10 protein-coding genes are annotated in these 13,397 nt (G+C 38.4%); 3 read left to right on the top strand and 7 right to left on the bottom strand.

From position 1 onward, the window contains the following. Positions 1-28: 28 nt before the first annotated feature. The 3 genes from AAGD16_RS17955 to AAGD16_RS17945 form a co-directional block, all read right to left on the bottom strand. The gene (locus tag AAGD16_RS17955; RefSeq protein WP_377115597.1) at positions 29-1,024 is read right to left on the bottom strand and encodes a patatin family protein; all 996 of its coding nucleotides are present in this window, start codon (positions 1,022-1,024) and stop codon (positions 29-31) included. 224 nt (positions 1,025-1,248) lie between these two features. Further along, the gene (locus tag AAGD16_RS17950) at positions 1,249-2,241 is read right to left on the bottom strand and encodes an LLM class flavin-dependent oxidoreductase (protein WP_377115594.1); all 993 of its coding nucleotides are present in this window, start codon (positions 2,239-2,241) and stop codon (positions 1,249-1,251) included. 144 nt (positions 2,242-2,385) lie between these two features. Beyond that, positions 2,386-3,132, bottom strand: coding sequence for a siderophore-interacting protein (locus AAGD16_RS17945; protein ID WP_377115591.1), 747 nt, complete (start codon positions 3,130-3,132; stop codon positions 2,386-2,388). A gap of 102 nt (positions 3,133-3,234) precedes the next feature. On the opposite strand from AAGD16_RS17945, the gene AAGD16_RS17940 reads away from it, so the two are divergent. The 3 genes from AAGD16_RS17940 (at position 3,235) to AAGD16_RS17930 (ending at position 5,399) form a co-directional block, all read left to right on the top strand. Further along, on the top strand, positions 3,235-3,654 hold the full coding sequence (locus AAGD16_RS17940) for a MarR family winged helix-turn-helix transcriptional regulator (RefSeq protein ID WP_028834599.1): 420 nt from the start codon (positions 3,235-3,237) through the stop codon (positions 3,652-3,654). An 81-nt stretch (positions 3,655-3,735) separates the two neighbouring features. Further along, positions 3,736-4,149 (top strand): LexA family transcriptional regulator, encoded by a 414-nt coding sequence (locus AAGD16_RS17935; protein WP_013463339.1) that lies wholly within the window; start codon positions 3,736-3,738, stop codon positions 4,147-4,149. Beyond that, entirely contained in the window at positions 4,137-5,399 is a 1,263-nt protein-coding gene (locus AAGD16_RS17930; RefSeq protein ID WP_096039104.1) for a Y-family DNA polymerase, read from the top strand. The genes AAGD16_RS17935 and AAGD16_RS17930 overlap by 13 nt, the downstream gene beginning before the upstream one ends. Here AAGD16_RS17930 and AAGD16_RS17925 read toward each other — a convergent pair. The 4 genes from AAGD16_RS17925 to AAGD16_RS17910 all read right to left on the bottom strand — a co-directional run bounded on the left by AAGD16_RS17925 (position 5,394) and on the right by AAGD16_RS17910 (position 13,293). Further along, on the bottom strand, positions 5,394-5,861 hold the full coding sequence (locus AAGD16_RS17925; RefSeq protein WP_058156080.1) for a hypothetical protein: 468 nt from the start codon (positions 5,859-5,861) through the stop codon (positions 5,394-5,396). The two genes, AAGD16_RS17930 and AAGD16_RS17925, sit on opposite strands and share 6 nt — an antisense overlap. A 129-nt stretch (positions 5,862-5,990) precedes the next feature. Next, entirely contained in the window at positions 5,991-12,302 is a 6,312-nt protein-coding gene (locus tag AAGD16_RS17920; protein WP_377115585.1) for a M4 family metallopeptidase, read from the bottom strand. 281 nt (positions 12,303-12,583) lie between these two features. Next, positions 12,584-13,102, bottom strand: coding sequence for a DUF4240 domain-containing protein (locus AAGD16_RS17915; RefSeq protein WP_215522212.1), 519 nt, complete (start codon positions 13,100-13,102; stop codon positions 12,584-12,586). Then, positions 13,099-13,293, bottom strand: coding sequence for a YwbE family protein (locus AAGD16_RS17910; RefSeq protein WP_008468098.1), 195 nt, complete (start codon positions 13,291-13,293; stop codon positions 13,099-13,101). Before AAGD16_RS17910 ends, AAGD16_RS17915 begins: the two co-directional genes overlap by 4 nt. Positions 13,294-13,397: the final 104 nt, after the last annotated feature.

The raw sequence follows: 13,397 nt of genomic DNA, 5'->3' as shown, positions 1-13,397 counted from the left end.
TATTACCTTGCTGATAATAAACACACAGCTACGCTATGTAGCTGTGTTTATTATCATCCTGATCTGGGTGATGGTTTTTTAAGTAGTTATGGCCTGCTGCTAAACCAAGTTTATAGTCAAATCGTAAGTCATCATTTGAGCTGCCTAATAACTTACTATACAACTTTTGATTTGCAAAAATTTGGATTATTTCTACATCTTTTGGTGGGTTAGCAATAAATGCTAACTCATCTTCGTAAGCTTGCTCATGTTGTAATAAGTAGTCTATTGTTTTTGGGCAATAGCCAGATACTTCAACAAATGATTTTAATTTACTTTCCCATGCTGATTGAGCCTGAAAGGCTTCATCAACGGTGCGTATAACCACAATTTTGCGTGCGCCACGATTATATGCTTCGCGTACAGGAAGCGGTGCGGCAAGGCCACCGTCTAAGTAAAAATCAGACTCTGACTGTATCTCGGTCTTACCTAATTCATTTGCGGCTAATGCATTTAACCACGGCGTCAATTTTACACCTTGCTTATATAAAAATGGCAGTGCACTTGACGCTTTTAATAGCTCTCGCCATTGCTGGCCTTCCCCTGTTGGGGATAAAAAATAAGGTTTGCGATCACGGGTATTAGTTGCAGTAATTAATAGCTCACGGTCGCCTAAACTGGCTTTTGCGGTTTTAAAATCAAGCGCTCTGTTCACTTCGGTAGTTTTATCAAAGTACCAATCTAGGTCAACAATATGTTTACCCATTAGGCCGCGACCTAATTGAAAAAAACGTTTATGACGCGAAAGGCCTCTGATCAGGCGTTTAGCATAGCCTTTTTGACGCGCCAAATAGCTTGTTAAGTTTTGAGAGCCTGCAGATGTGCCAATAAATAAGTCAAATGGATCATACTCCTGCTCTAACCAGGCATCGAGTACACCCGCGGTAAATATCCCTCGTTGTCCGCCACCTTCTGCTATCAGCGCTACTTTTGGCTGCACTGAGTTGTTGCCTGAATGGGGTGTCGTACTATTTTGAGATTTCACGCTTTACCTTCCTATTTATTTAGCTGAATTGTGTTGCATACCCTTATAATAATCGTTCAATATTCATAATTAAAATTGATTGTTTAAATCAGTTCTATTGAAAAAACAGAACAAGCTTTTTCATTGCCACTTTTTAAAATAATGTAAAATGGCCACGACTCAATTAACTTTAATCTGTTTAATAGCATAACAAGCGTTGAGTGTACGCTTGCTTAACCAATTGCTTATCCATGTTTTATTTGCATTAAAATTTCAAGCGCTTTATGGCGCTTTTCATTATCAAATAAGTCGTTGGTGAATATAATCTCATCAACCCCTAATTGATTTACAATCATTTCTAGCTTGTGTTTAATACTGGCTGGCCCACCGGTAACACTTAACCCTAAAAAGCTCTCAACATGAGCGCGCTCTTGTTCGCTCCACAAACCTTCCATTGTTTCTACTGGGGGTTTTAACCACAACTCGTCGCCTCTAATTAACGATAACACTCGCTGCTTGGATGTAGTTGATAAGTACTGTGCTTCTTCATCTGTATCTGCAGCCACTAAAGGTAATGCCAACATGACATAAGGCTTAGCTAATACATTTGATGGTTTAAATTCTCGTTTATACAAGGCTATTGCATCATGCACAAAACGCGGTGCAAAGTGCCCCGCAAATACATAGGGTAATCCTTTTTGTGCAGCTAACTGCGCACTAAATAAACTTGAACCTAAAAGCCAAATGGGAACATTGGTGTTTTCACCAGGTATTGCTCGCACGCGCTTAGTTCCCTCATAAGGGCCCAATAATGTTTGTAACTCGCTCACTTCATTAGGAAAGTTTTCAGCACGACTGATATCGTTATTTAATGCACGACTTGTCACAGGATCGCTACCTGGAGCGCGCCCTAACCCTAAATCAATTCGACCTGGGTATAAACTTTCTAAGGTGCCAAATTGCTCCGCAACAACTAAAGGAGCATGATTAGGCAACATAATTCCACCCGACCCTACGCGTATTTTTTTAGTGTTTCCGGCTATATGCCCCACCAAAATTGAAGTAGCCGCACAAACAATCCCAGGCATATTATGATGCTCGGCTAACCAAAAACGGTTAAAACCGAGTTCCTCGGCTTTTTGTGCGTAGGCTGTACTTTTATTTAAGGTGTCACTCACAGTGGCACCTTTAGGCATAGGCGCCAGTTCTAATAACGAAAAAGGAATGGTTGATAACAAAGTAGCACCTCCAAATTAAATAGCGATTTATAGCGCTAGCCATAAATAATGAGTCTACGCTAAGAGATGGGTGTGTATGACAGTCAATTCAAGGCGCCTTGCCTTTTAAAAGCTAAATAGCGATGTGATTGAACAACAATTAAGTTAACTATTTTTAGCCGCAGCGTGTTGACGCTTTAGTTTATAAGCTTCTGAATCAAGCCCTTTTTTCCAATAGCCCGATGCAACAATTTGACTGCGCGGTATAGCTAATTCATCAGTTAATACGGTTTTTGCTTTACGGACTAATCCGGCCTCAAGTCCCATAAATACAATAGGTTGTTGCTCACTAAGTGGTAGCGATTTTAGTGCGTTTATTATATCTGTATCGGGGTTATTTGTTATTAACCACGTTACATCACGCGAGGAGTCTAAGCTAATCACATCATCTTTTGTTGGTGCATGAATAATCGCGTCAATTTTTGCGTTTATAGGCAATTGTTGCACGTAGCCTTTAATTGCATTAACCGAAGTTAAATCGCCAAGTAATAGATAATATGAATGATCATAGTTATCCAACTTTTTAGGGCCTGGCCCTGCTATACCCACTTCATCGCCTACTTTTGCTTCTTTAGCCCAATTAGTGGCTGGGCCTTGGTGCATATTTATCACAAAGTCGAGGGTAAGTGCACCAGTGTGCTCATCAACATGTCTTATAGTGTATGAACGCATACACGTAGTTTTAATATTAAAGTCAACGCGGCCATTTTGTGGAATAAGCACCTTAACGTAGTTACCAATGTATTGGGCACTCAGGTCGTTAAACTCATCTGAGCCGACAATAATGCGTTGTAAATGTGGGGTTATTTGCTTTGTGCTTAATACGGTTGCTTTGCGTACTTTTTTACCCATATAAATTTACCTCACTAAAATGATGAATTGCACAACGCCCCATTGGTTGATAAAATCAACTATAGCAATTTAATTGACTTTGTCAACCATTATGGATTTATTATGAACTCTTCATTGGCCAATACATTATTTGCTTTAATGCAAAATTATCGCGTTACCATACGCGAAGCCATTAATGCAGGTGAGCTTGGATTAAACGCGATGCATGTGCGTTGTCTGCATATTATTGCAGCGACACCTCAGTGCACTGCTAACGATATTGTGAATCAAACCCAACGCGACAAAGCCCAAATAGCACGATTAGTGAAAGAACTGCTCGCGCTAAACTTAATTCATAAAAATGCCAGTGAGCATGACAAGCGTTGTTTTATTCTGTCGTTTACCGCACAAGGGTGCACGCTTTACGACAAATTATTAAACGCTGAGCAGCATGTAAATGCGCAAATGTGTAAAAACTTAAACCCACAGCAAATCAATGACTTCTTAGATACAGCTCAGCAAATGATCAAAAATATGGATTGATCGCAGATCCATTACTTGGCATAACTTATATAAAACGCATATACTGTACACTTATACAGTATATGCGTTTTAGGTTGTGTTATGTTTGTTATTCCCATTTATATAGAGGCCGGTGTATGCGGATTTGAGTCACCTGCAGCACAATATACAGAGCTTGGCGTTTCACTTGATGAGTTATTAATAAAGCACCCTGATGCCACGTTTATTGGGATAGCGTCTGGGTGCTCTATGCAAGAAATTGGTATTTTTGAGGGCGACTTACTGTTGGTTGACCGCGCTGAAATACCAAAAGATGGCGATGTTATTGTGGCTAACTTAAATGGTTTATTTGTGTGTAAGCTGCTTGATAAGACCAATGCACGCTTGCTATCAGCCTCTTCTGCTTATAAGCCGGTGCAATTGACTGAGTCAGATGAGTTTCAGCTTGAAGGTGTGGTAACTCGCTCTATTAGGCTGCATCGCCAAAGCCCTGAGTTACTTTCATGTATGCCTTAGTTGATGCCGTTGCTTTTTACGCCAGTGCTGAAAAAGTATTTGACCCCGCTATTCGCTCAAAGCCTGTGGTAGTGCTTACCAATAATGACGGCTGTGTGTGTGCGGTCTGCCCAATTGCGCGTAAGCTTAATATTCCTAAATTTGGCCCTTACTTTAAAGTTAAGCAGTTACTAGAACAAAACAATGTGGTTGTACGCTCTAGTAACTATGAACTATACGCTAATTTAAGCGACCGGATGATGAGTGTAATTGGCCGCTTTTGTGACACCCAGCATGTTTACAGTATCGATGAATCGTTTTTACACTTTAATGGTTATCAACCTTTAATTAACGATTGGCAAGCATATGGGCAGCTAATTAGGCGTACTGTATGGCGCGAAACCAAACTCCCTGTTGGGGTTGGCTTTGGGCCAACACCGACCTTAGCCAAAGCCGCTAACCATGCAGCTAAAAAACTAACTGGCTTTAATGGTGTTGCAGTGATTGACGATGAAGTAAGTCGCCGCACTATTTTACAACGAATGCACTGCCAAGATGTTTGGGGGGTGGGCAAACGTTTAGCTAAAAAGCTGGCTCTCATGGACATTCATACCGCGTGGCAACTGGCTGAGCAAAGCCCAAAAACTATTCGTCGCCAATTTAGTGTGGTGCTTGAGCGCACAATTAACGAGCTCAACGGCATTACCTGTTTAAACTGGGATGATGTACGCCAAGATAAACAAGCTATTTTTTCAACTCGTAGTTTTGGTCAGCGACTTTGCGACCCCGATGCAGTTAAAACCGCCCTAATAAATCATGCTAGTGTAGTTGCACAAAAATTAAGAGCACAACAGTCGCTCACTCATCGTATTTATATTTTTGCTGCCAGCTCATCACATGAACACGCCTTTTATAAAAAGTCAGTTATGTATCAATTTGATCCGCCCACTAACGATACTCGCGTTATGGCCAATGCGGTATCAAAGAGTTTTGAGCAAATATATCAACCGGGAATTCGATTTTATAAATGTGGTGTGGGCGCATTAGAGCTCAGCCCGCAGCAGTTTCAACAACATCATTTATTTGATAAGCAAACCGATAACCCGCAGTTAATGGGCTGCTTAGATGCGATAAATCATAGATACGGTAAAGGAATGCTTAGCGTGGCGAGCAGCCAATTAAATGATCATTGGCATATGAACAGGGCTTTTTTATCGCCGCAATACACGACTCGTTGGCGTGATATTCCAAAAATAAAATGCGATTTATAGACGCTTTAATTCAAACTTACATTGAACATTAGCATTTTTAATCGAATATTCTAACTGTGTGTCAGAAACAAAATTTAGCGTGCGGCTAACATCTAATGTATCGCTATTATTGTCACACCTGTCTTGGCGCAAATCCATTGTTAAACCAATATTCGTATATTTAAACTTAGTAGTCACTAGGCAAAAATCAGGGACTTTATTAGTTTGTGTTCCATTATGTAAATCAATAAAAGAAATTAAACTACCAAGTCTAAAACCCAAATCGGTATTATTTCTATCGAGCCACATTAATGAACCTGAATCACAATAGCGAGCATCGCCTGAAATTAATTCATAATCGCCAACTTTACTATTAAACAAGCTAACAAACTTAGTTTTGTTACTAGGTAAAATCGTTTTAGCAAAAGACTGATTAGCAAAAAACAAACAACCAATACACAATAGAACTTTATAATTCTTCATTAAAAAAACCTAACGAGTCACAATATAATTAGCTTAACACATTAAGCCTACTTACTTATTTTAAAATTTATGCAAAAAAAATCCCTTGATAACAATCAAGGGATTTAATAGTTATAAAGCAGACTGTTGTTATTTGTGTAACAACTGTACTCTTCTATAAACAAACAAAGCGGCTAAAAGTAATAAGAAGAAACTGAAAGAACCTCCTCCACTTTTATCACCTTCTTTAGGTGTTGCAAGTGCTTCAGGTACATTATTAATAGTAACGATAACACTTTGCTCTGTCTCCCCTTCACCATCAGAAACACTAAGTTTAAAGCCAAGTTCACTTGTTACAGATACATTTGGCGCCATAAACGACAATGTACTTGAATTAACATTTTCAATTGCGACTTCTATACCTTGTGTTTGAACCCATCTGTAAGTAAGTTCAGATGACTCTTTGTCTATCGCAGTTGCTGTAACGCTAACTTCTTTACCCTCATCAACCGATAAAGAAGATGAGCTCAACTCAACTGCTGGTAATTGATTAACGTGCATAAAGGTCACTGTATATATCTCTGTAAATTGCTCGTAACCATCTGAGATTAATAAAGTGATATCTGTAGTGAACGTTTGCTCTATTTCACCTACAGTCAGTGTCGCTTTACTGTCTGTCTCTGAAGGCGTCAGTGATAATTGAGGATGATCAATACTCCACTCAAAACTTAGTAGGTCACCATCAGGGTCTGTTGTTCCTGACGCATCAAGCTCAATAGTTGTAAGCTCTTCAATTGTTGCTGGAATTGTTACATCTAAAACTGGCGCTTGGTTTAAGCTTTCTTCAGCTAACTTAGCAACTAATTCAATCTCACCATTAACTTGACCGTCTAAGTCAAATTCACTGCCGTCTGTTACTGCAAAAGTAAAGCAACCTGAACAAATTTGCTCGTAGACGTTACCAGTTAGCATTGAAACCGACTGCCAGCCTGTATTAGATAACAAACGAATTTGCATTTCTGAACTTAAAATAGAGTTAACGTACTCTGGTATCGCAATTTCAGACGTACCCGATGAGTTTGAAAGAGTAATGTGAATATTTACAATATCACTTTTAGCTTGAAAGTGAGGTTCTGCAATGTCTAAGCTATCAAAGTAAGTACTTAAGTCTTGCTCTGAAATAGACATATCAGCAATCATTTGCGTTACAGTAGCCTGTTTAATATCACCTACTGACAAATGATTAAACTCATCGATGCTACGAACCATATCGCCTGAATCTAAAACAGCTGAGTGCGTAATAGAAGAGCTATCTAAGTAATCAACAATGCCGTCTTTATCGCCATCACTCACACCTTCTTCAGCATCAGAAATACCATCACCATCAGTATCTAACTCAGGATCATTGAAAGTAACTGCGTCAATCACACGTAAACTAATTTGATCCGTTGCAACAGCTTCGCTATTTTGTTTTATAGTGAATGCAATGTCTAGATTGTCAGAATCTGTAAGTAATTGAGGCGTAAATGTAATATTCCACTTTGAGGGACCAATTTTATTTACAAAGTAATCACCTTGTGAAGATAGCTGGAGCTCTATTGAGTTATCACTTGCTGCACTAGGTAAATTAACTGCATGAACATCAACAATAAAGTCTGACGAATCGCGTTGAACTATCTTGCTTATTACTTTTCCATTCTGATATAAATTAGTAATGAATTCAGGTTTTGCAGTTTCATTTAGAAATACTAACTGGCTAGTATCATTTCTATCAGTAAATGAACTGCTTCTCGTATTAATGCGAATATTCGACGCATTTTCAAAGAACTCACGTTCTAGCACTACCTTGACAAGACCATGCTGATTTGTAGATATATATTTACTAGTATTATTTCCAATCAGATCAAAGCTTACTGAACCGTAAGGGCTTTTACCACTTATGAATACATCAATAACCGCATTACCATCTTGGTAAACATAGGTAGTAGGCTGGATACTAACCTTAGGAAAAACACGAGCATTTATTTCACCTGTAGAAGTATTACCCGCCCCATCAGCCGCAGAAACAGGAATTAAAGTATCCCCCGTTCTGAACACAAAGTTACTATCAATATCGATAGTGACCACATCCGATACACTATCGTAGATAGCATTAGAGTTAAATAATGCCGCTTTTATGTCATCAATTGAGCTGCCATAAACATTAACTGAATAATAGTTTTGTATAACAGGTGGCGTTGTGTCAACCAAGGTTACCGTTTGAATAGCCGTAGTTTCGTTACCAACATAATCACGAGCAACCCATGTAATTTGATGTTCACCAAGGGGCAAGTAAGACCCAGAAGCAGCATAAACATAAGGTTCTAAATGTCCGTTATCAGTTGCCTCAGGAACAAAAATATTTGTAAGGTTAGTATTTTGAGAAGTTGCTTCAAGAGTAATAGGCTCTAAACTTGATACAAAAACAGGGGCTATATTTTCACCCAAACTAGAATCAGTTGGGTGGCTATCTTCACTATCTTGCACACCGTCGCCATCTGTATCTGTAGAAAGCGGATTACTCGACATCTGATACTCGTTTAAGTTAGATAAACCGTCGTAGTCTGGATCATTTGATGCATCATAAGAGTCAAGTGCATTTAGTCCATTCTGTGCTTCCCAATAGTCTGGAATACCGTCGCCATCAAAGTCACTAACTACATCCAGCTCAGCAGTCCATGAGATATTATCAACTGAAAAAGGCATATCTGCTAAGTAAGGGCTTTCGTATTTTACCTTCACAATATTAAAACCATCATTTACCGGAATTAACAAACGAGAGCGATAATGCTTAATATTGTACTGAGTACCGTTAACACTAATTTGAAATGACGAGTTACTGTTTGAAAAGTAATCTAAATTAATGAACCCCGCCTCAAATAACCCTGCAATTGCAAAGCCGCTTATACTACCTGCTGGAGAAGCATTTAGGCTTAAGCTTGATGTACCATCCGTAGACCAGTTGGTATTAAGCTGCCATTGAGTAGAGTGCTCTGCAAGCTCAGTAAACATAGCTGGCAAAAGCCCTTCTTCAAAGCTTTCATTTAGCTGAGAAAAAGACTGCACAGTTGATGTTGCGTCATTAGCAAGGCTTTGCCCATAGAACTCTTGGATATTAGTATAACCATCAGCATCAGAATCTAAACTCGCATCTGAAGGGTCAAGTGGTAGCAAGCCATTAATAACTTCATAGCCATCACTTAACTCATCAGAATCTGTGTCAGATGAATTTGGATTTGTTCCTAGGTTATACTCATCAAGGGCTGAAAGGCTGTCAGCGTCTTTGTCAGATAGTGCATCACTTGCATCAAAACGATTTAAACCATTTAGTAGTTCCCAGTAGTCTGGCATTTGATCGTTATCAGTATCGGTTTGATCACCGACTGGAAGCATAGCAAAATTATCAAGCCACACTGCATCAGCATCAGTTGATACTGATCCGTCTTTGGTATATTTGAACTCAATCTTATGCACCCCTTCACTAATATTAACTAAAAATGAAGTTGGTTCAGGTGCGTCCAAATTTCCACGTTCAGCATTACCAATAACTTCTTGACCATCTATAGTCACGATAAAAAAGTCACAACACGCTTCAGAATCAATCTTATAATCGAACGCTAAAACCCCTTCTTCAAATAAACCCGTGACGGTAAACCCGCTAAACTGAGAATCAGTGATGTCTCCCGAGCGAATACTTTGTGAACCCTGTGTGGCAAAGTCGTTTGTGATAAAAAACGGCGCACTTGAGTCTACTGACTCAGTCATCCATGTTGGAAGTGTATCGCCTTCGAATGACGTTGTGATATTTAAAACAACAGGGTAAGAAGTATCTGACTGAGGATCTGTATTTGCTTGATACTCTGTGAAGTTAGTAAATCCATCATTGTCAGCATCTTGTGACGCATCAGCGGCATCTGTAAGATTTAGACTGTTGTTATACTCCCACCCATCAGGCATTAAATCGCCATCAGTATCTGAGTTGTTAGGTAAACCGTTATTTAAAAACTCAAGAAGGTTAGATAAACCATCGTTATCTAAATCAAGCGCTGAGTCGTCAGTATTTATATCCAAACCATACGATAATTCCCACATATCTGACATACCATCACCATCAGAGTCAGGGAAACTAGGCCCAATGTATAAATTATCGATAAATACAGCATCTAAACCTTCAGACACTATAACGTCTTTAGTGTATACAAACTTAACTGTATTAAACCCAGTAGGTAATGGAAAAGAAGCCACCTTCCAATCAGTTAGGCCTGACTCATCAAGAACTAGTGTGTCGTTAATATAAACTTTAAAGAAGTCATAATTTGCTTCAGTTTCCAATAAGTAGTTAAAGTTAACAAAACGTTGTTCGTCACTTATAAATTGAAATTCAACACTCGTTTGTTGCGAATCAGTAATATCACTGTTAGTTAACACTAAGCCATCGTGGCCGTCATAATCAGTAATAAACCAAGGCGTTTGAGGGGTTGAAGAAACTAAAAATTCAGGGACAACTGCGTCATCAAAATTATAAGTAGTTTCAGGAAAAATAGAAGGTTCAGAGTTTGGATCAGTTGGGTCGCTGTTGCCATAGTACTCAATTAAGTTAGCCCAGCTATCGGAATCAAAATCAAGTTCTGCATCAGCTGCATCGAGTGGATTAAATGAAAAAGTGACTTCCCAGCCATCTGGCATACGATCGGAATCTGAATCCACGTTGTTAGGCAACGTCATGTAGACGTTTAATTCATCGTAATCAGATAAACTATCAGCATCAGTATCAACTGAGTTTGGAAGAGTATTTGCTAAGTATTCTTCCAAGTTAGAAAGACCATCTTGGTCCAAATCTAAGTTGGCATCATCGGCATCTGAAGGGTCTAGTCCGTATAACAGTTCCCAGTTATCATCCATTAAATCTGAATCAGTATCGACAAACTTAATATTATCGCAAATAACTTCTACTTCATTAAATGCTGAAATTACATCAGATGCATTATAACGTAGGTCAATTGCAGAGTTGATTGCACCACATGCACCATCGATAAAACCACTCGAGCTAACCCAGTAGTTTTGATTTGCTTTTAGCATTATTTCAAACGCTTTTTGAGGATCCCAACCATCAGTATTTGAAAGCAGGAAAAAAGCACGGTTAAAAACACCACTACTAAAGTGAACATCCATGCCCGGATAAAAATCGCTGGCTTTATCAATAGAAACACCATCTAATGAAGGCGTTTCAAAGTAACGAAGAGCTGGCTCTACTTTTGAAATATCCGCCCCTGATAACCAGTCGGTTTCACCACGTAAAAAATACTCTGCAGTTTCACCTGCCATATCAGAGAAAGACTCGTTAATTCCGCCTGATTGATTAGAGTAAATAAGATTGGAGTTTTGACTAGTAAAGCCATGGCTAACCTCATGAGATACAATATCAAGAGAAACCAGCGGATAAAACCTATCAGCGCCATCACCAAAGGTCATTGCTTGGCCATTCCAAGTGGCATTTTCCCAGTTATCACCACTGTGAACTCGCATTAACAATTGAAATGTAAGCGGTGCAGTGTTGTACCATTGTTGATACATATCAAAAACTGCAGTTCCAAATGCATGAGCGTCATTTAATGGGGAAAAAGCACCATTTATTTCCTTATGCGTATTACGATTACATGTGAATGAAAAGGCTTCACTTGGCTCAGAGCCCGATTCCATAGTGACTGTTTTTACTTTGTCATTTTCTAAAAAACAAGTATCGCCAACTTGGGTAACATTAAATGCGTCTTTATCTGTACCGTATTCATATTGGCCAATCTTTTGATTACCACCAGGTCCTTTACCGTCAACACTTTGAATATTATCCCACAGTTCAAAAATCTGATAAGTCGATTCACTTATTAAACCTATTGGCATTTTTTCAATGCCATTCTCAGTTACTTTGAGTTCAATTAAGCGAACATAGTACGCTTTTCCATCATGAATATAAATGTAGCGCTTATTATTTATTATTTCACTCTCTAGTGAATCATCTAATTTAGACTTAGTCAGCAACGATTTAACCGCTTTTAACTCATCAAAAGTAGCGGTCGCTGTTTTATTCAAAGATGCGAAGTTAATGTTTTTAGCAAAAAAACCACTAATATGTTCAGAGTTAGACTGAACTCTAATTTGCTGACCCCACACTGGAACCCCAGAAAAGTATTGCTGCATCTTTTTAGAAGATGCATTAACTTGTTGTGAAAGGCTCAATTGAGGTTGCTTTAATTCTACAAAATAAGAACTTGCAGAAGATGTATTAGCAATAGAAGGGTTTTGATTTAAAAGTTGCTTAACTTCTTGGGTGGATGATTTGTTTATTCGCTGTGAAACAGCAGCTTGGGAACTTAGCGTGTTCAAAAAGCAAAATGCTATCAATCCTGATGAAAGTGTTTTATACATAACATTCCTATGTCGTATATTATAATTATTCAGTGTTTATTCATTTAAAAACGTTTAAATGTAACATATTTGATAATGGAGAGTCATCCAAAAAACTAAATAAACAGGTACAATTGTTAACTAATGTAAGAGGTAACTAAATAATTAATTGAAACCGTGATTTGAATTTTAAGGATGCAAAAAATAAATGATAAAAGAACAAAGAAACTGCATAGAAAAATTAAATATCCACGCAGTTTTATGTTTCAAAAAGTTGTTAAGAATTATGCAATATTAACGTCTTACTGCCAATATTTTGCAAATAATTGCGGGTAATTTTGTTTTAAAAACTTAGATTTATCTTTAAAGCGCTTACCTTTAGGTTGTTCAAGCCCTGAGGGTATAAAGGGTAACTCATCGTCATTACGTTCTTCATATAACAAACCTGCAATTAGGTCATACTCATCTAAATACGGGTAAGGTTGCTCGTTTAAAAAATAAAGTGGTGTGCACTGTGCAAGGCTATCGGGGTTTTCTAACGCTGCTTTAAATACCGCTTCACCCCGAGAAATTAGCCAACAACGAAATTCAGAAAAACCATATTCATCATTACAACCAGCCATTACAAACGCCGCACCAAATAAATCCCAAGTATAACTTTGGCGCATACAAATACTAAACTGTTTATCAAATTCAATAAGCTGCTCGTCGGATAAATCACTCAATGCAGCCTTAAGGGATTGGCATACAGACTCAGGCTCTGCGGTTCTGTCGTTTACAGTTACCAATCGCCAAAAATCAGTTAAGGTTAAATCGCTCATGCAATGATCTCTTTTACCCGACCTACTTGACCATCTTCTAACTGTACTTTAATACCGTGCGGATGATTAGGTGACTTGGTTAATAAACGCGACACAATACCATTGGTTAAAGTACCACTGCGTTGATCTTGTTTAAGCACAATATTAACCTCAGTGCCGGGTGTTATTTGTGAACGTGTTGGAACAGCCATATATAATCTCTTTTGCTATTTTTGGGGATTATAGCCTGCTTAATAAAATCACTCCATATTAAAGCTTTTAAAGGCCCTATAAATGCCTAATTCAAGCTAATGTG

Source organism: Pseudoalteromonas sp. M58, from assembly GCF_042604605.1.
GTDB classification, from domain to species: Bacteria; Pseudomonadota; Gammaproteobacteria; order Enterobacterales; family Alteromonadaceae; genus Pseudoalteromonas; species Pseudoalteromonas tetraodonis.
This window is presented reverse-complemented; position numbering and strand designations above follow the sequence as displayed.

Excerpts from the sequence above, each read along its gene's own strand:
- AAGD16_RS17945 (WP_377115591.1), bottom strand. The coding sequence starts at position 3,132 with ATGGGTAAAAAAGTACGCAAAGCAACCGTATTAAGCACAAAGCAAATA.
- AAGD16_RS17940 (WP_028834599.1), top strand. The coding sequence starts at position 3,235 with ATGAACTCTTCATTGGCCAATACATTATTTGCTTTAATGCAAAATTAT.
- AAGD16_RS17935 (WP_013463339.1), top strand. The coding sequence starts at position 3,736 with ATGTTTGTTATTCCCATTTATATAGAGGCCGGTGTATGCGGATTTGAG.
- AAGD16_RS17930 (WP_096039104.1), top strand. The coding sequence starts at position 4,137 with ATGTATGCCTTAGTTGATGCCGTTGCTTTTTACGCCAGTGCTGAAAAA.
- AAGD16_RS17925 (WP_058156080.1), bottom strand. The coding sequence starts at position 5,861 with ATGAAGAATTATAAAGTTCTATTGTGTATTGGTTGTTTGTTTTTTGCT.
- AAGD16_RS17920 (WP_377115585.1), bottom strand. The coding sequence starts at position 12,302 with ATGTATAAAACACTTTCATCAGGATTGATAGCATTTTGCTTTTTGAAC.
- AAGD16_RS17915 (WP_215522212.1), bottom strand. The coding sequence starts at position 13,102 with ATGAGCGATTTAACCTTAACTGATTTTTGGCGATTGGTAACTGTAAAC.
- AAGD16_RS17910 (WP_008468098.1), bottom strand. The coding sequence starts at position 13,293 with ATGGCTGTTCCAACACGTTCACAAATAACACCCGGCACTGAGGTTAAT.